Here is a 20818-nt window from a genome sequence, read left to right on the forward strand (position 1 = left end):
CTCACACCTCCTGCTCTTGCTTCTGCTTCGTATCTGCGGGCTGATTCTTCGGCTGCTTCCTTGACTTGCGGACATCGTTCAGCTTCGCTTGGAAGGTCACGTAATGCGGCATCTTCAAATGCGAAATGAATCCGGTCGACTCGACGGAATCGATATGAAACAGAACGAATTCCTCATTCTGTGTCGGAACCGACTTATCGCCTCTCTCCAGGCTCTTGTCTAGAATACTCATGGCGATCGCTTTCGTCTCGTTCTGCCCGTAACAGAGCCCGTAGCCGAAATCCAGCTGCAGCTCCTTCCTGCCGTTCTCCTTCTCTACGGTGGCAGGAACGAGCATCTCGACTTCCGTCACTTTGATATCTCCGATGTAATAGGCTTCGTCCTCATCCCCGGAAGCCTGCAGCGGGCTGTCGATATAGACCGGAATGTCGCCGACGCGCAGCTCGCCTACCGTCGGGTGGACCATGCCGTAACCGCGGATTACCGCATATGCCAAGGAAGTGACGGCGCCGGTCTGCCCTCTGGTCAGCACTTGCAGCTTCTCGCTGCGCGACGCCGGAAACGTCAGACTCGTCCGGGTAACGTCGTCCGGCTCGGCAGGATCGACCGGGCATTCCGAGATGAGGCCTTCTCTTCGCAAATAATCCAGCACCTTGGGGAAACGGCCCTCCGACTCTTCCGCATGACCTTCATCGGGAGCAACCGCCGCTCTCTCATATGCCTGCAGCCACTCAGCGACGGTCTCCGCCGTTTCATCCATCAGGTCAAAATCCAGGAGCCGGTGGGAATAATCCGTCGACGCTCCCAACACTTGCCCGCCGGGAATATCTTTGAACGATGCGGAAATCCGTCTCTCCACGCGCATCTCCTCGGAGCGCACCGTTCTGGAGTAATGCTTCCTTGGCAGCGTGGAGCGGTAGGCCCGAAGCAGGAATACCGCTTCCTCCGGACTGCCTTCAGCCTGTTTGATCGCCAGAGCCGCTAATTCTTCGCTGTACAGGCTGCTCTCGGACATCACTTGGTCGACAAGGCTTCGCATCCCCGCTTGTACGCTGTCCACATCCAACGCTCTGCCCTGCCGCAACCGCTCGAACCGGATGCGATTCAAGGATTGTTCAATGGCGCGCGTTCCGCCTTTGACCGCTACATAACCCATGGCTGCTTCTCCTCCTTCACAACCTGAGTCGTTCGGGGCACAGCAAGGAGCCGGTGGGAAGCATCCGTGAACATAAGATCCAGTCCCAGCGGAAACTCCGCATTGCGCTCCGCTCTGGCGTCAATCCACTCATCGCCGCCGATTGCGAGCTGCGCTGCTGCCGAGCTTTGAATACCGGGCCCGGTGAAGCGCAGTTTCGTACCGCCTCCGGCTACACCGGCCGATTCGACAATGACGGTCGAAGAGCTGTGCGGATCTTTCAGTTCGCCAACTTTAGCAGCTTCAATCGCTTGAAGCAGGCACTCGGGTGAAGCGTCCTGCAGGACGAAGATGAAGTCGGCCTCTTCCAGCGCCGCCTCTTTGGCATACGTCAACTGGCTTAACCAGTAGGCTGTCTCTTTTTCCCGCTCCGAGACCACCTTGAACGTGACCTCTGTATCAAGCAGCATCTGAGCGAGCAAGAAGGTCGCCGGCAAGCAGCCTTGTACTCCATCCAGCTTCGCCGCTTCCTCGGACAGGTCGGCAATCGTGCCTGGCCGTGCCATGGCGTCGACCACTCTGCGGTATGCGGTTTGTATATCATGAACCCTATCCAGCATCAGGGGATACCTCCTTTCAAATCCTCTCAATCGATGTCCATCGTTTCAAAATCCACTTTCGTTTGCAGAACCTGCATATGGCGCGCATGGCGATCGGCGGCGATTCGCTGCCCTTCCGCCTGCAAACGGCCGAACCATGCCGCAGTCTCCACCAGACCTGCCGCATAAGCCGCATCGATGACGGCCAGATCATAGGCTTTCTCCGGCTCGTCGCCTTTCACAATACCGATTCCCAAAGCTCCTTCGACTCGAACTTTACATTCGGTGACCAGCACTTCGCCCAGATAAAACAGGCTCATCTTCGCCGTCTCCCGCACCCGAACCATGACCAGGCCATGATTCGGCTCTTCGATAAGTGCAACCGGATAGCTGCTCTTGATCTCGCCGGCTAAGGCGGCAGCGAGATTAAGCGAGCCGTCCACCAATATTTCCGTCCGCACCTTTCGACTCATCGTCTCTTGCTTCATAAGGTCATAGACTCCTTCCTTGCGACTAATCCGCTCCTCGACACTTACATTATCTTGTTGCCAGGCCGGCAGCCGTTAAGATTGTGTAAAAGCTAGATGACGTAGGTGAATACGTCGCCCCGGTACATCGTTTTGCCGTATTCCAACGTTCGGCCGGAATCGCTGTCGATGCATTCGGACTCCAGCACCAGCAGAGGAATCAGGCTCGAACAAGCCAGAAGCTCCCGCTCATACTTGGTCGGATGCGTCAACCGGAGAAATGTCTCGTTCGACCGGAAGCGATGATAGCCCCGGTTCTGATAGTAGTGAAACATGGAAGTAATCGCTTTGCCCGCGCTCCCGATATCCGGAAACACCGTTTCGGCCACATACGAAATATGCAGGGCGATCGGCCTTCCGTCGATGCTGCGCAGGCGTCCGATTTTGAACACGCGATCCTCTTCGCCGACGCCTAGCGACTCGTAAATTTTGTTATTAAATTCGATGGGCTCGCAAAATATGTTCTGAGACCGGTACGCATACCCCATCTCGGTCATTTTCTGGCTGAAGCTCTTATCGGCGTTAAGCACTAAGGGAATGCGCAGATTTCTGTCCTGCACGAAGCTGCCCTTCCCCTGTTTGGAGTAAATGTAACCGAGCTCTTGAAGGCGCTCATACGCTTTGCGGGCGGTAATGCGCGGAACTTTGAAGGTATCCGCAAGCTCGTTCTCCGAAGGCAGCTTATCGTCTGGCTCATACTTGCCGGATTGAATCGATGCGATCAGGTGATCCATAATATCCATCTCTTCAGACATAACAGACGCCTCCTTGGTAAGGTCAGCCGTATTGCTTAATAAAAGCGGCGACATCGTTCAATTCATGAAATCTCGTCTCCAACAAATCGCGAGGCCAGTCCCACCAGGCAATGGCCAACAAACGGTCGATGGTTTCCTGGGAGAACCGCTTCTTCAGCGGTCTGGACGGTACGCCGACAACAACGGAATAGGGCTCCACGTCCTTCGTCACGATCGCTCCCGACCCAATAACGGCGCCGGTCCCGATATGAACCCCCTTCATGACGATAGCGCCATGTCCGATCCAGACATCGTGACCGATCGTGACACGGTTGCCTCTGCGCCACTCGAAGAACGAGTCGTCGTCCCTCTCGGCAAAGCCGAAAGCTGCGCGCCGGTAAGTCATATGATGCTGCGTGACCCGGTCCATGGGATGATCAACCGGATTGATGCAGACGTGGGAAGCAATCGATGTGAACTTGCCGATTTCCGCATAGTTGATGGTTACGTCATCCATCGTATAGGTGTAATCGCCGATGCGCGATTCGATGATTTTGTTGTGCGGGCCGATGGAGGTCCAGGCTCCTGCATAGCTGTTCAGGATGTGGCTGCTAGCCGCTATCGCCGGCTCTGTCGACAAGGGGAGGCTGGAAGTGGTTTGGTGAATAAACTTCATGATGTGACATCTCCTTTGATTGTGACAATAGAATCCCCGTGCAGCACCTGTCTCCGGGCCCTCAACTCCTCCACGACGCTTAAGCCCGGACTCTTACTCCCCAGCAGGACTTCTCTCTCTCCATAGAAGCCATGGAAATCCGAGCCCCCGGTCATGATCAAGCCATAAGCTGCAGCATGCTCGCGGGCTCTATGCTCGTCTGCCTCATTGTGCAGCGGGTGCCACACTTCAATGCCCTGCAAGCCGGCATCCACCAACTCCGGAACGAACTCGAAGTTCCCGTATTGCCCCGGATGCGCCAATACCGGCACCCCGCCCGCCTGCAGGATGACCCGGACCGCCTCACGGGCATCGACATATTCAGTGGGGATATAGGCAATCCCCGGCTGCTCGCCGTTCTGACCGCGAGCGAATAGCTTCTTATATAAATCGCCGTAGATCGACTTCGTATAGCCTCGGTCGATCAGGGCATGCATGATGTGCTGCTTATAGATGCCTGTCCCGCCTTCCGCGTACCGCATGACATCTTGAAGCGTAATGGCGTATCCGGCTTCCATCAGCCTGGCGATTGCCTGAAGGCAGCCTTGGTGGCGCCTCTCCAGCAAAGGGCCGCACAGCGCTTCTATCTCCGGGCTCCCGGGGTCGATGTAATAGCCGAGAATGTGCACTCTCCGCCGCCTCTCCTCATCGTAGCCGGATATCTCGATACCGGGGATGATCGCAATGCCCCGCTCCAGTCCTTGACGCATCATGAGCTCAAGCTCACGGGTCGTATCATGATTCGTTACGGCGATCTGGACGACGCCTTCTTGCACAGCTTGCTCCAATATTTGTTCAAACGTGAATGAGCCGTCTGACAGTCGGGTATGGCAATGCAACTCTACTTTCATCGAAGCCTCCTTGAATTTGGCATGAAGACATGGCGTGTTTGAAATGCTTATTCGTGCTATGGAACCAGTCTAACTTGATGCCAAGTTGCAAGGGTCAATGCTATGTAATGCTCAGGTTAAGAAATTGTAAGGATCGACAAAAAGCCCCCAAGTTTCCTACTTGGGGGCTTCGTTCCGTTCCTGCCGGCTCTTCAAGAGCCAAGGCTTCTCCGATTATTCTTTTGGTATCTTCATTCTCAAACGTTAACCTCATACCGCGCGCGGGCCAGCCTCGTCGCATCCACCATGTTGCGCAGGGAAGCGATCGTCTCTTCCTGCCCGCGCGTCTTCAGACCGCAGTCCGGGTTGATCCAGAACAGCTTCGGATCCAATACCCGCAAGGCGCGATCGATCATGTTGGTCATCTCCTCCACCTTCGGAACGCGCGGGCTGTGAATATCGTACACGCCTAATCCGATACCGAGCTTGTAAGTGTTCAGCTCGAAGCTGTGAATGAGCTCGCCGTGGCTGCGGGACGTCTCGATCGAGATCACATCGGCGTCCATGGCGTCAATCGAGTCGATCATGTCGTGGAATTCGCAATAGCACATATGCGTATGAATCTGCGTTGTCTCCTGCACCGTGCATGTCGCGATGCGGAAAGCCTTGACCGCCCAAGCCAGGTACCCGGCTTGCTCCGCTTCCTTCAGCGGCAGTCCTTCGCGTACCGCTGGCTCATCGACCTGAATCATCCCGATACCCGCCTGCTCAAGCGCCTCTACTTCCTGCCGCAGCGCGTACGCCAATTGATAGGCGATTTGCTCGCGCGGCAGATCGTCGCGGACGAACGACCAGTTCATAATCGTAATCGGTCCGGTCAGCATGCCTTTCACAGGGCGCTCCGTCAGCGATTGGGCATACTTCGTCTCCTCGACGGTCATGGCTCCTTTGAAAGCGACATCCCCGAATATAACCGGCGGCTTCACGCAGCGGGAACCATACGACTGCACCCACCCGTTCTGGGTAAAGGCAAAGCCCGCAAGCTTCTCGCCGAAAAACTCCACCATGTCGGTACGCTCGAACTCGCCATGCACGAGGACGTCCAAGCCGATCGCTTCCTGAAGCTTGATCCAGATATCGATTTGCTCACGAATGAAGCTCGCATAGCTTTCGCTGCTCCACTCGCCCTTGCGCCAAAGCTGGCGCGCCTTCCGCACTTCCGCGGATTGCGGGAAAGAGCCGATCGTCGTTGTCGGCAGCAGCGGCAGCCGCCATTTCGCCTGCTGTGCCGCATGGCGCTCGGCAAACGGGTGGGAGCGCTTCGGCTCCTCCGCGCTAATTGCGGCAACAGCTTGATGTACGCTCGTGCGGCGACGCTCATCGGACTGCCGGAGCGCCTCAAGCGCCCGCTCGTTCGCGTCCAGCTCGGCGGCAACCGCAGTATGGCCCGAAGCGACTGCCTTCGCCAGAAGAACGATCTCGTCCAGCTTCTCATCGGCGAACGCAAGCGCATCCTTTAATTCGGCTATAAGCTTCGTCTCGCGTTCCGCAGTTACCGGAACATGGAGCAAGGAGCAGGAGGACTGTACGATAAGACGATCCTGCGTGACGGTCTCAGCCAGCTCGCTCAGCAGCTGCAGCTTCTCGCGAAGCGGCGCCTTCCAGATCCCGCGTCCGTCGATGACGCCGGCGGCGAGAATTTTGTCCGCTGGGAAACCAAGCGACTGGACTGACGCCAGATTCCCCGCCAAGCCATGCACGAAGTCAAGACCGATCCCCTTCACCGGCAGCGCCACAATCTCGCGATAATGATCCACCGATTCAAAATACGTTTGCAGCAGAATGTTCAACCCCGGCACCGCATCGGCGAACGTCTCATAAATGCGCCGCAGCCGTTGAAGATCTGCATCGTTCAGCTTCGTCACAAGAATCGGCTCGTCGATCTGCACCCACGTTACTCCTTCTTGGGCAAGTTCCTGAAGAACCTGTACATAAAGCGGAAGCAGCCGGTCCAGCCAAGCATCGGATTCCGATTGAAGATACCCTTTGGAAAGCTTCAGGAACGTGAGCGGTCCAACGATTACCGGCTTCCCGTCGATGCCCAGCTTCTCCTTCGCTTCGCGATAGGCGCTAAGCGGTTTATTCTCCGTCAATGCCGGCTCGGCATCCGTCAGCTCAGGCACGATATAGTGGTAGTTCGTATTGAACCACTTGGTCATTTCGCAGGCCGTTGCCTCCTTTGTTCCGCGCGCCATGCCGTAGTAGACGGACAGGGGAACAGCGCCCCCCGCATAGGCGAACCGCTGCGGCACGATTCCGAACATGGCGGCCGTATCCAGGATATGATCGTAATAACTGAAATCCCCTACAGGGATCAAATCAATGCCCTTTGCCTGCTGCTTGCGCAGATGGTTCAACCGAATCTCCTGCAGCTGATCTTGGAACGCAGCCTCTTCTATTTTGCCGGCCCAAAACGCTTCCAATGCTTTCTTCCATTCCCTATCGGCACCAATGCGCGGATATCCCAAATGACTGCTTCTCACCATAACCATAACTCCTCTGCAATATGTTATACAAAAAATACCACAGATTCGTAGATATAGCGTAATTCGATAAAGGTATAGCTGGTTATAGCCAAAAGATATACCAAGCCTGCATGCTAATCACGCTGCAAGGTGATCGTTCTCACTGGGCGATAGCAACCTTCAACGCCTCGATATAAGCGGTTCCGAGCTTGCTCAGCACTGTATTTTTATGTGAAATCCACCCTACATGAATGCTTTCCGGGCAATCCAAGGGCACCGGAATAATTTCGTTGCCGTTCAAGTCGGCGCTGAGCACCCCGGTCGAAATGGTGTAGCCGTTCAGTCCGATCAGCAGATTGAACAGCGTCGCCCGGTCCGTCACACGAATGCTTTTGGGATGTGAAATCGTGCTGAGAATTTCCTCGGAGAAATGGAACGAATTGTACTCCCCTTGATCGAAGGAGAGATACGGATATTGCGCAAGCTGATCGATCGTCACAAGCTTTTGCTTGGCCAGGGGATTCTTAATGGAGATGAAAATATGCGGCGTGGCCGTAAACAGCAGGTGAAACTGCAAATTGGCCTCCTTCAGCATCTTATTGATCACTTTCTCATTGAAGTCATTGAGGTACAAGATGCCTATTTCACTGCGTAAATGTTTAACGTCCTCAATAATTTCGTAGGTTTTGGTCTCTTTCAGAGCCATTTCGTACTCATCTTGTCCGTGCTCTTCGACCAGGGAGACGAAAGCGTTCACGGCGAAGGCATAATGCTGCGTCGATACCGAAAAATGCTGCGGGGCCGGCTTGGCATTCAAATAACGGCTCTCCAATAAGTCGGCTTGCTCGACGACCTGCCGGGCATAACTGAGGAATTCGATCCCTTCCTTCGAGAGGGTTATGCCTTTATTGGATCTATCGAAAATGGACAGCTGCAGCTCCTCTTCCAGGTCTCTGATCGCATTCGAGAGGCTGGGCTGCGTAATAAACAACCGTTTGGCGGCTTCGTTAATGGACCCGCGGTTCGCCACCTCAATGACGTATCTTAATTGTTGTAAAGTCAAGGCCATACACCTTCGTTCTCAGCAAGTTTTACTTGTCATTATATAATGAATAAGCCTAGGGAGCCATTCTGCCCCGAAAAAGGAAGCCAAAAAAGCCGCCAACCTCCTGCATGTACAGGAGATTGGCGACTTATCATGCTTATTGCAGCAAGTTGTATATCGCTTGCGCCGCTTCCGCACGGGTTGTCTGTTCATCAGGGGCGAACAGCCCTTCCTGGCGTCCGGACAGCAGGTTCATTCTCAGCGCGCTGCTGACATAAGGCAGAGCCCAGCCGCTAATCTCGGAAGCATCCTTCGAGCTCGCTTCCAAGAATGGCTCCAGCTTGGATCCTACTCGGTGCTCGTAAGCACGGACGAGCATAACCGCCATCTCTTCTCGCGTGATGCTGCGGTTCGGATCGAACATGTGCTGCGCATCGCCGGCAATGATGCCCGCTTGATAGGCGGCCCCCACTTCCTTGGCAAACCAGTCATCCCCCGTCACATCACCGAACGGAGTCGTACCTGCTGATGCGAGGCCGAGCGTCCGCGCCAGCAAGGCTGCGAACTCGGCGCGGGAAATCTCTTTGCCCGGCGCAAAGGCAGCGTCTGTCACCCCGTTAACGATATGTTGAGCGGACAGCTCGCGAATTGTGGCGTAAGCCCAATGGTCGTCCGTTACATCATTGTACCTCTTCTCCAAGGAAAGCAGGGCATATGAGCTGAGGTTATCTACCTCGACCTCGATGGCGGCATTTCCGCTAACGCGCTTACCGCCCCAATAAGTTAGGCTTCCATCTTCCTTCATCTCATAAACACCAGCCAACTTCGGATCCATGCCTGCGGGAATAGGGAACGTCATCGTTACTGGCATTGCAAGTTTGTCCATGCTATACGGCTTGCCGGAAGCGTCCGTCGCGAAGATCGAAAGATCGATTATTTGTCCGCCCAGCTTGTAGAAGCCGTTGTCCTTACGGCTTGCCTCCTGCAAGATCCGCTCCGCTTGCGCTGCCGGAATCGAATCGACCTGCACCGTCACCGCCGCAAAATCGTCCGGCTTCGGCGGTAAATCACTGATCGATCTCAACAGGTCGCCGGGAATGTTCACCTTGATGTTCTTCGATTGAACCTGCAGAAGGCGTCCCTTAAGCTTCTCTGCTTGCTCCATCGGAATCACAAGGCGATTCTTCTCTTCCGTCAAGGCGACGGAAACAGATGGGGAGCCGGATGCCAAGTCTTCATCCTGAATGGATGCTGTGTCGGCAGGCTGCTCCGGCTTAACCGGAGGATTCGGCGACGGTGTTCCTATTGAACCTGAAGAGCCTGAGTCATCCGAGTCATCCGCCAAGCGGTGAACCGTAATGATATACCGCTTGGACGTGCCGTCCTGCGCTGTAACGTCGATCGAAATCACATTGGAACCGACCATCAGGTTGCCGCCGGTGACAACGACTGTGGCCGCACCATCTTCGGCGGCGTAAGTCACATTGGCGACTGTTGTGCCGTTGGATACATGCATCGTGTAGGCCGGCTTATCGGGAGCAAAACCCGCCACTTGCAATCCGTTCACGCTCAATTCGCGCAAGGAAGCATTGGACGATAGCCCCTGCCGAGTTACCATAAGGGTATACATGTTAGTCGTCGTGCCGTCCTGCGAGATAACCTTAACGGTAATCGGGTTGGCTCCGACATGCAAACTCTCGCCGCCGTTCACCGTAACGGATGCAGCCGGATTCGCTGCCTTATAGGTGACACTTGCAACCGTTGTTCCATAAGGTACAGACAAAGCATAGCCAAATCTGTCTGCAGCGAAGTCTTCCACGGTCATCCCGTTCACGCGCAGATCGAGCAAAGCAGCGTTCGACGGCCCAGCTTGAGGATGCCTGTTTATGACCATGCGATAGTCTTTCGCTGCCGTTCCGTCTTGCGACGTCACATGGACGGTGACCGGGTTCGGTCCCACGGCCAATGGCCCGCCGCCTACAGCCACGACCCGCGCTGCAGGATTCACTGCCGTATAAGTGACTTCCGCCACCGTTGTTTCATACGGTACGGTCAATGTGTAGGCATACTTATCCGATGCGAAGCCGTTCACTACCGTTCCGTTCACTTGCAGATCCTTCAAGGAAGCGTTGGACGCTAACGGATCATTCTCCTCGAAGATGCCTTGGGGAACTGTCCCTTCCCACGCTGCCGGAGCATCCAGCCTTAATGCTTTGGCAACGACGGCTGCCGTATCTTTACCGCGGACCGGACTTGTAATGACCGTTCCCGGCTTGATGCCTTTACCTTTGGCCGCCCAGAAAATCGTCGTATCTCTAGGGTCGGTCGTGGCATGGGTATAGTTATGCCCGCCATGGTCCGTTGAAATGATGATAAGGCTGTCGTCCGTCAAACCGGCTTGGTCAATGGCATCCAGGATATTCCCTACATACCCGTCCGTTATTGTATATTGTTGATAGTATTGCGGGCTGCCATAATCTTTGGAATGACCAGCACCGTCTATGTCGTCTAGGTGGAAAAACATTAATTGCGTGTTTTTCCCTTCGGTTTTGATCCGCTGAACAATTTTTTGCGTAATGGCACTGTCGCTGCCAAAATCATTATATACCTCGGCGGAACGTTCGATTAATCCAATGTAAATCTCATTCCAGTGATTCATAGCCGCCATGTTGACCCAAGGGCGTTCTTGCTTTAAGAGCTTAAAGATCGAAGGGTACGAGACATGTTCCGGAAAAGGAGAGTAAACATTCCCGTTATCTCTTTTGTGCGTATCGTAACCGACCCCATGCAGTATGGCCCCCCAGGACGGTGCGCTCGATGAATAGTTTTCTGTTTTGGCATTATAAGTAACCGCGCCTTCCGAGAAAAACTTCTTCATTCTTGGAGCATTCGCATTTTGCACGAAATTTCCGGCGCCGTCTAATCCGATAATAAATACATGCTTATAAGGGGTCCCGTTATGCTTGGCTAATTGTTGCTCAATCGTTTGTACGTCCTGCTCATCTACTTTGCCATTTCCGTTCAGGTCTGCTTTGGCGGATTGCGCCCACCCGGAATCGCCCGTTGCGGAGCCTGACAGTTGTTGCACCAAATCTTTATCTTCTTGCGTGAGCGTTCCGTCCCTATTGACATCCGTAGAGTTGGACACTTCTACTTGCATGGATTTGACGGATTTCTCATTCGTCGATAAGGCCGAAATCGTTGCTTTACCCGCCTTCAGCCCCATGACTTTAAATTGTTTCTTGGAGCCCTGGATAGGCTCAACCTTGACTACACTTTCATCGCTTGAAATCCAATGAATGCTCGGATTGAGGACAATGGCCGGGGTCCAATCCAGACTGACAAGGTCGAAGCCTCCTGCTTTCAGGGAAAGCGTTTCGCGATCGAGCGTAATTTCTTCCGTGTCAAAAATGTCCACCGTTTTGGTGAATGGGCTAGTGACCGCTGCCTGCTGACCTTCCGGCGTGGTTACAGTCAAATTCTCGAGCGTCAAGTTAGCGGCGATTTTATCGACATCTTTTGCTTTGAGTTTCAACTTGGCAATCGGAACGACGATGTTTGCAGCAACGGCTTGAATGCTTGTAAACGAAAGTTTAATCTTCCCGTTACCCAAATCCTCAATCTGCGGGGCGATTCCCCCAGGTAGCGAAGATTCTGCACCGGCTACTTCAAATTTATCGGGATCAATTTGAACGATGGCACTGTCAGGTACGATTTGATCCAGATTGCCGACATAGTTGATGTCGAATATATTCTCGGTTTCGGACAGGACACCGGATGGGCCGGTCATGTTCATGTAGCTGGTATCGACAGACACTTGAACATTTTCGACTACCGCAAACACATCGCTGGCACTAGGATTTTTCTCTCCAGTAACGCGCACTTTTATCGTGTGCAAACCGGATGGCAGTTCGGGACTCGTGTAGTAAGTTTCTTTCACTCTAGCAGACGCATATAAATCAACCTTCGTTTCAGGCTTACCGTCGATGGAAATCCCGACAATCCCGTGCGAACGATCTTTGGCACCATAAACCTTCACTTGATTTCCGTAAAAAGGCACCTCTACATAGCTGTCGATTTTACTTGCCCATGAATCGCCGCCAAAACTCCAATTGCCGGTAAATGTCATTTGATTTAAGTCTACGCCTTTATTGGCGTTTGTAATAGTTAAGAATTTGGCCGGGGCTGGCGCTAGTTTCGATATGACAATACGGTAGTCCTTTTTCGTACCGTCCTGCGCCGTCACCGTAACGGTAATCGTCTTGTTATCGCCGTTGAACTCTCCGTCGCCCTCAACGTTTACTTGTGCATTGGGGCTTGAAGCCGTATAAGTGACCGCTGCCGTTGTGGTGTTGGCAGGAACGGACGCTGCATAGTCGAACTTGCCTGGCGCGAAGTTCGGTACCGTATTTCCGTTCACCTTCAGATCGCTCAACGTCGCATCCGAAGCTTGAGCCGGTCTGGCAACCGTGATCGTGTACACGCTCGTCGTACCGTCCTGTGCCGTCACCGTAACGGTGATCGGATTGTCGCCGACGACCAGACTGTCGCCGACGGTCACGGCAACAATTGCGGAAGAACTTGCCGCTGTGTAGGTGACGGTCGCGGTTGTCGTACTATACGGCACAGACATTGCATAGCTGAGCTTGTCCGGAGCGAAGCCGCTTACCGTGGTGCCGTTTACTTTCAAATCCGTCAAGCTTGCATTACTGCTGGAAGTCTGCTTGCCGGTAAAATCGATCTCGCTCATGCTGGTGAATGTGAAGGATGGATTTGTATTATACGTACCGGTAACGACGAATTTCACATAGCGTCCCTGCACAGGTTTGTCCAAAGCGGCATAATCCGCATACACGGAACCTGTCCAGGTTTTGCCGAACGTACCGGTTGTCTTGTTAGCTGCATTGCCGAGGAATGCAGGATCGCTTAAGTCGGCCTTATGATCCGAAGCGTACAATTCAAATGTTTTCGGAAACTCCAAGGCATTTTGTCGGAGACGGCTCTTTCTTTGAATACCGTCCAATTTGTACGTGTTTTTCATATCGATGATGACCCAATGCGGGAATGGAGCCGTTGGCGTTTCCCATTTGGAATGCCAAATCGTGGATTCCGAACCGTCCAACATGTTGCTCGCAACAGCATCCTCATTATCTGCATACGAGCTGTATGAATCGATCGTGAACGCGGATTTCGGAATAAACGTATACACGATGCTGCTTTGGGCGGTTTGCAAAGCCCACATTAAGTCGATGTACGCCTGATCGATCTCGGCTTCGCCGGAGCTTAACGTCAATGCTTTGGCCGCAGCAAGCCGGGCCGATAGATCGCTTTGCGCTTCTGCGGGAAGCGATACCCCGGTCGATCCCGTAACAAGGGCAACGAGTTGCTCCGCTTCCTGAATTTTTGCCGTCAACTGGTGAAAGGTGTACAGAGCGGCCGTCTTGTACGAATCGGACAGCGCCTTAGCTTCGGTTGCGGACAAGGCGCGCTTCCATATTTTCAAGTCGTCCAGCGTAACATCCGCACCTCCGTTGCCTTTATTGCCATCCGCGCCAAGAATAATGTTATAGCCGGCATCCAGGCTGTCTGAGCCCAATACGGATATGTCCTTTGTTTGCGCCAAAACTCCGTCTACATATGTTGAAGCCTTCTTGTTCGTCCGATCTACCGATATCGTGAAGGAATGCCACTCCACTCCCACGTTTGCAGCTGAATAATCGACGCGTTTTCCGGTCCCGTTCGCCATATTAAGCGTCATGTTGCCCGTAGACGCAGGACCGATGTACCAACCTGCATTCCCGCCTGAATTCCAGTTTTTGTTGGCTAGAACGGTCTGGTCCCCTGCCAAATTGCCTTTGTGCCAGAACGAGACTGTGAAGTCGCCGCTTCCGAACTTCATATCGGTTCTATCACCCAGGTCGACGTAATTGGAATTCCCGGGCGCAATGTGGACGGCTTGCCCCGATCTGCCCGTGACGAATGTGACACTGCCGCTTTGGGCAGCCAAGCCGGTTGTACCGGCGGCATCCTCATTCAGATTGCCGTCAAATTTCATATCCGACACGAGCTGATTCCACATCGTAGCGGGGTCGATCGGCGTCAGCACCGGCCCCGTGCTGCTGCTGCGATAGAACGTTTGTAACGGATTGCTCATGTTTCCGAGAGCATCCACGGCCCGTACGTTTATAACGTATGACTTGGACGAATCGAGTCCCGACATAGGAATATTCATTTTGTTCGGAATCGGGGAAAAATAAAAGTCCGACAGAACGTTATAGGTTTTGACTAGTTGAGCCGTTCTCTGATCATATAAGGTAACGGCGTAATGATGCACCGCCTCATCGTCCTTAGCTTGTCTGAACGAGAGCACAGGTACGTTATTCTCTCCTGGCAGCACTTTGATGTCGGGATTCGCCATGAATTGCGGCGCTACTTTATTGCGGTTGGCCGCTGTGTACATAAAATTACTTTTGATTTCTTCGTTGGTATTGCCTGTTAATTTCACAACCCACTTCTTTCCTGCCAACGCTCCTGCACTGTTGAAAGGCGCTTTTTGATGCTGCCAGACGCCTCCGAGCGTAATCCAACCCGGATCGCCATTGTAAGCTACTCGCTCAATCTCAATACGATCCGCGTACACCTCGATGAACTGGGATTGCATCTGAGGCATTAGATCCTCATCTACCAGTCCCTCCGGCGTTACAGTGAAATACCCGGATTCGGTCTCAATATAAGACATGGATCCCAGATTGACCGCTGTATAGTCTTTCTGATAAATGGAACGCTCGTCGTTAATATTCAAGTGCGAGTGCCCCGATAAAACAACAACCTGCGGAAAGTCTTTCAAATCCGTATTCAAATTCGCATTGGTCGCTTGCTGTCCATCCATGACCGTGCCGGAAATCGGGTGGTGCAGCGTAATGAAGATCGGCTTATTCCGATTCGCCGGGTCTGAGGTTAACTCCGACAGCCGTCCCTTGAGCCAATTTCTTTGCCCTGTGTCGCCATTATAGCTGTTCCCATTGAGGAAGAAAAAGGAATAGCCTTTGATCGTTTTCTCATAGTAGCCGCCCGGCTGATCCGTAAACCACTCGGCAGGATAACCGTTTCTGACATTGGAAACCGCAGCGTCATGGTTGCCTATGGCAACTTGAACAGGCAGGTTGGACCAGTTTTTGCGTGCCATCTGCTCATTGATTACATCGCGAACAAACGTATGATGGGCGCCTTTGCCATTGCTGTTGTCATTAATCAGATCTCCTGCAATGACAATAGCGTCCGGATTCGGGAAAATGGAAGAAAGGACATCGAAATTGCTCTCATAGAGAGCTCGCGTTCTGGCATCACTTTCGGGCGTACCCGGCTCCAGATGGACATCCGACCATGCAGCGAACTTCAGCAGCGGCTGTTCGGCCGTCTTGATGATGTACCCGTACGTCCCGGCAGTACTCCATACGCCGTCTTTCACGGCAATGACCGAAATGTTCGTTGATTCTGAGAGAGCGATCGGAGTCCCTGTAAATTTAAGGCTTGTTTCATCAGGCAATGTGCCGTCTAGCGTATAATAGATGTCTGTCCCTGGGGTTGTGGTGGTGAGTGTAACTTGGATGGCATGTTCGTAGCGGCCTGCAGGCATGGAGGGTATTGGCTTGTCGATAGCGGTTGCGGCGAATACGGGCGGAGTAAATCCCGCTCCTGCCGAATACACAGCGGAGCAAGCGATGGTGCAAGCCATGAGTGCGGACACGAACTTCTTGGCATTCAACATGTGGAGCCTCCTTCAAACATATTGATGGATAATTTCATGCATGGAGCCGGCGAGCAAATCAATGATGTATGGGTAACATTAGCTGTCGTCACCCCCTTAACAAATTTAAAACAACAAGAAATCGTTGATTTCCACGATGTTTAATTGCATTTTATTGTTTCTTTGTTATTGGAGTGTTACTTGCGTTTGATGGTTTTGTAAATATACCGGCTTGTGCTGAGCTCGAAAGAAGATTTCGACCACAAATGATGATTCAGTTTGGGTTTACCTGCTTTCAATTTCCACATAAGAAACATGCTCAACGGATTTCAGTGAAGCATATATATCCGTTACTTGCACTTTTTCATACGTTAACAACTTCAATTCCATTTGGTTGGAGCTTCCTTCTACATCTTTCACTTTGACGCGTTCCACTTGCATGTTTAATTCCTTCAGCCTTTTGAAAATCCGATTGGGGTCCTGGCTCTGGTAACAAACAATTCTTACTTCCAGGTATCTTTGTTGGAGTGAACGGGGACCGATCAACTTGATGATGACAGGAAACAGATTGACGGACAGAATAATGAAGATGACGGCTACAAATGCCTGCATATAATATCCGGCGCCTGTCGCTATGCCAAGCGCCGAAGCCGACCACACCATAGACGCTGTGGTCAGCCCGGAAATTTCATCATTGCTTTTTCTTAAAATAACGCCTGCACCCAAGAATCCGACCCCGCTTACGATTTGCGCAGCGAGCCGCATCGGATCCATATTGGTGTGGCCTGGCATAGAGAACTTGCTTACAGACTCAATGGAGACCATCGTAATTAAGCAGCTTGCAACGGCAATGACCATGTTCGTCTTCATGCCCACCGGCTTATGCTTTAGCTGTCGATCAATGCCAATCAGCATGCCCAGAAATAGAGCAATACCCAGCTTGATAACAAAGGGAGACATCAACACCGATTTTCCCCACTCCTTTCCTCTCGCTTCTTGCAGTACGCGCGAGGCTATACGGAAACGGACAGATCGTTCAATACCGTATCGATCTCCACATAGGGATACCCGTGCGCTTCAGCAACAGCTTTATACGTGACTTTGCCTTCAATCGTGTTGAAACCTTTGGCCAAATCCTTACGCAGCAGTCCGGCTTCTCGATAGCCTTTATTCGCAATTTGCAAGCCATAGCCTATCGTCACGTTCGTTAATGCCACTGTCGATGTCTTGGCGACCGCCCCGGGCATATTGGCGACGGCATAATGCACAACGCCGTGCTTCACATACGTCGGATTGCTGTGGGTTGTAATTCGGTCGATCGTTTCAATCGAGCCGCCCTGATCAATCGCAACATCCACGATGACGGAACCGGGTTTCATCGTTTTCACAAATGCTTCCGTCACGAGCCGTGGCGCACGGCTCCCCGGTATCAATACGGCACCGATAAGCAGATCCGCTTTCTTAACCGCCTCCGCAATATTGCTTCCATGCGACATTAACGTGCGCAGACGTCCCTGAAATTGATCATCCAGCTCACGCAGGCGCTCCGCATTGACATCAAGCAGCGTCACGCTTGCGCCTAAGCCGACGGCCATTTTCGCCGCTTGCGTCCCTACGACGCCGCCACCGATAATGACAACTTCAGCCGGCGCTACGCCAGGAACGCCGCCGAGAAGAATCCCTTTGCCGCCCTTTGACTTCTCCAGAAATTGGGCGCCGATTTGAATGGACATCCGGCCGGCGACCTCACTCATCGGCGTCAGAAGCGGCAGCGAGCCGTTGTTCAATTGAATGGTTTCATAGGCGATAGCGATCACTTTCTTTTCGGTTAACGCACGAGTTAGCTCCGGCTCCGCTGCAAGATGCAGGTAAGTAAACAGAATTAACCCTTCGCGAAAATACGCGTACTCTTCGGCAAGCGGTTCTTTGACTTTAAGAACCATTTCAGCCGACCAAGCATCCCTGGCGGAAGGAACGATTATCGCACCTGCTGCGATATAATCTTCATCTGCAAAGCCGCTCCCAGAACCGGCGCCAGCTTCTACCCAAACCTCATGCCCGTTATGTTGAAAAGTGACGACACCGGCAGGTGTCAGGCCAACCCGATTTTCATTGTTCTTTATTTCTTTCGGCACGCCAATAATCATACTCATTCATCTCCTTTAGTTAGGTCCAAAACGTTTCTTGCTGTATCGCATCGACAAGACGAATCATATCTTCTACCTGCACTTCTCCGATGTTACCGATCCGGAACGTGTTCGCATTCGTAATTTTGCCCGGATAAATCACAAAGCCTCTGCGCTTCAATTTCTCATATAACGTTTGGAACTGGAAGGCCTCGCTTTCCGGGTAAAGAAACGAAGTGATGATCGGCGATTGCAATGGCTCCGGCAGCAGCGTTTCAAAACCGAGCATTTTCATCCCGCGAACGAGCACCCGTTGGTTTGCTTTGTAACGGTTATGTCTGGCGATGACTCCGCCTTCGTCTGCAAGCTCTTTCAGCGCTTCATAGAAAGCCCGGACAACGTGAGTCGGCGATGTAAAACGCCATTTTCCATTGTAATTTTCCATTTTATCCCATTGGTCATATAGATCGAGGGAATGAGAACGGGCCCACCCTGCGCATTTTTTCATCTCATCAATTTTGGCGATGATAAAACCGAATCCGGGTACGCCTTGGATGCACTTGTTCGCGCTGCTGATCAGAAAATCAATTTGCAGCTCCGCTATATCCATCGGAATTCCGCCGAAAGAGCTCATCGCATCCACAATATAGGTTTTGTTGTATTTTTTAGCAATTACACCGACGCCTTTGATCGGATTTAACATGCCTGTCGTCGTTTCGCAATGAACAACCGCTACATGCGTGATATCCGTTTCCTTAAGAAGCAATTGCTCCAATTGGCCCAAGTCAGGCGGAGCAACCTCTCCGTTATCCAAAAGAACGAGCGGGATGTTCAGCATTCTTGCCATCTGCGCCATCCGCTGGCCGTAAGCGCCATTCGCCATGACGAGAAGCTTGCCATGCGGCGGAATCACGCTTCCGATGACGGATTCCACGCAAAACGACCCGCTGCCTTGCATCAGAACCGAGCTATAAAGCGAAGTTTCTTTCGTCGCTAATTGTACAAGCCTGCCGCGAATATCCTGAACAATTCGATTATAGTCGTCATCCCATGTGCACCAGTCTTTCAGCATGGCCGCTTTCACCCTTTTGCTCGTCGATAGCGGTCCGGGCGTCAAAAGCAAATACGGGTTGTCTTCGATCAGATCCATATTCATCGTTGCAGTCACATTTGTTCTGTTCATCTATTGCTCGCCTCCTGCCATACGGGCATTAATGTCATCGATGACGTGCACAAGATCGCCGATCGACGGGATTACATAATGCGCTCCCGCCTCGAAGAAACGTTTCTCAACGACATTCATTTTCGCTTTCAATGCTTCGGCAGGCAGAGCGTTCACTTCCTCCTCGGTAAGCCCGAGCTCGCTTCCGCCCTTCACGACGCCAACGCTCCATGCGCCGGCATTGACGCCTTCCTGGATATCGCTGACTGTATCCCCAACTTTGACAATCGACTTAAAAGGATAAACCCCCAAATTCATGGCATTTACGTAACACATCCAAGGATACGGCCTACCTGCGATCACTTCGGTAGGAGTCACCAACGAATCCGGCTCATAGCCTTTCCTTTTGGCTTCCCGGCTGACGATCTTCATCATTTCTGCGGTATATCCGGTCGTTGAACCGATTTTCAACCCTCTTGCCCGCAATTCTTTCACTAAGTCCAAGGCGCCAGGAATTGGATCCGTATAGGCCGGTAAAATATCAAAGAGCATCGGTTCAAAATCGGCATACAAATCATCCACATCTGCGTCTATCGGCAATGCGCCATATTTATCCTTCCATAATTGAGCGATTCGCGGTATGCGGCATAAGGTTTGGATATGATCCCATTTCAAAAGCCCCATCGGGCCGCGAGCCTCTTCGGCGGTAATGGCAATCCCCCGTTTTTCGAAAATTCGGAGAAACACGTCCAAAGGCGCGAAACACCCGTAATCCACCATCGTACCTGCCCAATCAAAAATAACCGCTTGAATCTGATTTTCAATACTTTTCGCCACTAAAACCATCCCTTTCCAAGTCTCTTCATTATCGTTATTCGGATGCGATCCACGCTACACCCATATGCTCTAATTCAGGTTTCCAGGCTTCCGGTGCGGGAACTCCGCTGACAATGATGTCAATGTCCTGCAAATCCGACATTTTATGAAATTGCACCATGCCGATTTTGGAATGGTCGGAAACCACAATATTCGTTTTGGCATGCTCCATCAACTTCCGTGCGAATTTTCCGCGCTCCTCATCGAACGCTGTAATTCCCTTGTCGATCATCATCCCATCAATGGAGATAAACGCTTTGTCCGCATAAAAATTAGTTACCAGCTTCTCAGCTAGCGAGCCTACCACCCTGAATTGCATCGAACTGACTTTACCGCCAATAAAAAATAGTTCCCCTGTGTAAAGCTCCCTGTTCTTATAATCAATGAGCGAGTAAAGCGCAGGGAAAGAGTTTGTCAAGATCGTGAGATTTGTCTTATCAAGTAAATGTTCAATCATCTGCAGCGTCGTTGAGCCGTCATCGATGAAAATCACTTCATTGTCCTGGACGAGCGCTGCGGCGGCCTTGCCGATCCTTCGTTTTTCGTCCGCATGCAGCACTTCCCTTATCAAATGGGAGGGCTCTTCGCGAGAACGGTTCACCCTCACCGCCCCTCCATAGACCCGTTTCAGCTTGTTAGCCTCTTCGAGATCCTCCAGATACCTGCGGATCGTTTCGGAAGAGACTTGCAGCACTTCCACAAGCTCATTGGTAATGACCTTGCCTTCCGATTGTATGAGTTGAAGAATATACGCTTTACGTTCTTCCCCGATTAATGACACGCACAGTAACCTCCTT

14 protein-coding genes are annotated in these 20818 nt (G+C 52.3%); all 14 read right to left on the minus strand.

Features of this window, described 5'->3' with window-relative positions; translation table 11 throughout:
- Position 1: 1 nt before the first annotated feature.
- The 14 genes from J2X61_RS26980 to J2X61_RS27045 all read right to left on the minus strand — a co-directional run bounded on the left by J2X61_RS26980 (position 2) and on the right by J2X61_RS27045 (position 20802).
- The gene (locus tag J2X61_RS26980; protein WP_310192259.1) at positions 2–1156 is read right to left on the minus strand and encodes a carbon-phosphorus lyase complex subunit PhnI; all 1155 of its coding nucleotides are present in this window, start codon (positions 1154–1156) and stop codon (positions 2–4) included.
- On the minus strand, positions 1144–1755 hold the full coding sequence (gene phnH / locus J2X61_RS26985; protein ID WP_274467059.1) for a phosphonate C-P lyase system protein PhnH: 612 nt from the start codon (positions 1753–1755) through the stop codon (positions 1144–1146). The genes J2X61_RS26980 and phnH overlap by 13 nt, the downstream gene beginning before the upstream one ends.
- 26 nt (positions 1756–1781) lie before the next feature.
- The gene (gene phnG, locus J2X61_RS26990) at positions 1782–2222 is read right to left on the minus strand and encodes a phosphonate C-P lyase system protein PhnG (protein WP_310192261.1); all 441 of its coding nucleotides are present in this window, start codon (positions 2220–2222) and stop codon (positions 1782–1784) included.
- A 92-nt stretch (positions 2223–2314) separates the two neighbouring features.
- Complete coding sequence (locus J2X61_RS26995; RefSeq protein ID WP_274467060.1) at positions 2315–3016, minus strand: GntR family transcriptional regulator; 702 nt, start codon at positions 3014–3016, stop codon at positions 2315–2317.
- A 22-nt stretch (positions 3017–3038) separates the two neighbouring features.
- Positions 3039–3671 (minus strand): DapH/DapD/GlmU-related protein, encoded by a 633-nt coding sequence (locus tag J2X61_RS27000; protein WP_310192264.1) that lies wholly within the window; start codon positions 3669–3671, stop codon positions 3039–3041.
- The gene (locus tag J2X61_RS27005; RefSeq protein ID WP_274467062.1) at positions 3668–4561 is read right to left on the minus strand and encodes a PHP domain-containing protein; all 894 of its coding nucleotides are present in this window, start codon (positions 4559–4561) and stop codon (positions 3668–3670) included. The genes J2X61_RS27000 and J2X61_RS27005 overlap by 4 nt, the downstream gene beginning before the upstream one ends.
- 236 nt (positions 4562–4797) lie before the next feature.
- Positions 4798–7086, minus strand: a complete 2289-nt coding sequence (gene metE / locus J2X61_RS27010) for a 5-methyltetrahydropteroyltriglutamate--homocysteine S-methyltransferase (RefSeq protein WP_310192266.1) — start codon at positions 7084–7086, stop codon at positions 4798–4800.
- 139 nt (positions 7087–7225) lie between these two features.
- Positions 7226–8128 (minus strand): LysR family transcriptional regulator, encoded by a 903-nt coding sequence (locus J2X61_RS27015; RefSeq protein ID WP_274467065.1) that lies wholly within the window; start codon positions 8126–8128, stop codon positions 7226–7228.
- A 139-nt stretch (positions 8129–8267) separates the two neighbouring features.
- On the minus strand, positions 8268–15878 hold the full coding sequence (locus tag J2X61_RS27020) for a cadherin-like beta sandwich domain-containing protein (protein WP_310192269.1): 7611 nt from the start codon (positions 15876–15878) through the stop codon (positions 8268–8270).
- 264 nt (positions 15879–16142) lie between these two features.
- Complete coding sequence (locus J2X61_RS27025) at positions 16143–16820, minus strand: MgtC/SapB family protein (protein WP_274467495.1); 678 nt, start codon at positions 16818–16820, stop codon at positions 16143–16145.
- 50 nt (positions 16821–16870) lie between these two features.
- Positions 16871–18004, minus strand: coding sequence for an alanine dehydrogenase (gene ald, locus J2X61_RS27030; RefSeq protein ID WP_310192394.1), 1134 nt, complete (start codon positions 18002–18004; stop codon positions 16871–16873).
- Positions 18005–18023: 19 nt separating this feature from the next.
- A complete protein-coding gene (phnW, locus tag J2X61_RS27035) occupies positions 18024–19139 on the minus strand; it encodes a 2-aminoethylphosphonate--pyruvate transaminase (RefSeq protein WP_396135512.1) in 1116 nt (371 codons plus the stop codon).
- Between the two features lie 27 nt (positions 19140–19166).
- Positions 19167–19982 carry a phosphonoacetaldehyde hydrolase gene (gene phnX, locus J2X61_RS27040; RefSeq protein WP_310192276.1) on the minus strand — a complete coding sequence of 272 codons (816 nt, stop codon included), beginning with the start codon at positions 19980–19982 and terminating at the stop codon, positions 19167–19169.
- Positions 19983–20016: 34 nt separating this feature from the next.
- Complete coding sequence (locus J2X61_RS27045) at positions 20017–20802, minus strand: DeoR/GlpR family DNA-binding transcription regulator (protein ID WP_274467069.1); 786 nt, start codon at positions 20800–20802, stop codon at positions 20017–20019.
- Positions 20803–20818 lie beyond the last annotated feature (16 nt).

It is taken from the genome of Bacillus sp. 3255 (assembly GCF_031456485.1).
Classification (GTDB): domain Bacteria; phylum Bacillota; class Bacilli; order Paenibacillales; family NBRC-103111; genus Paenibacillus_E.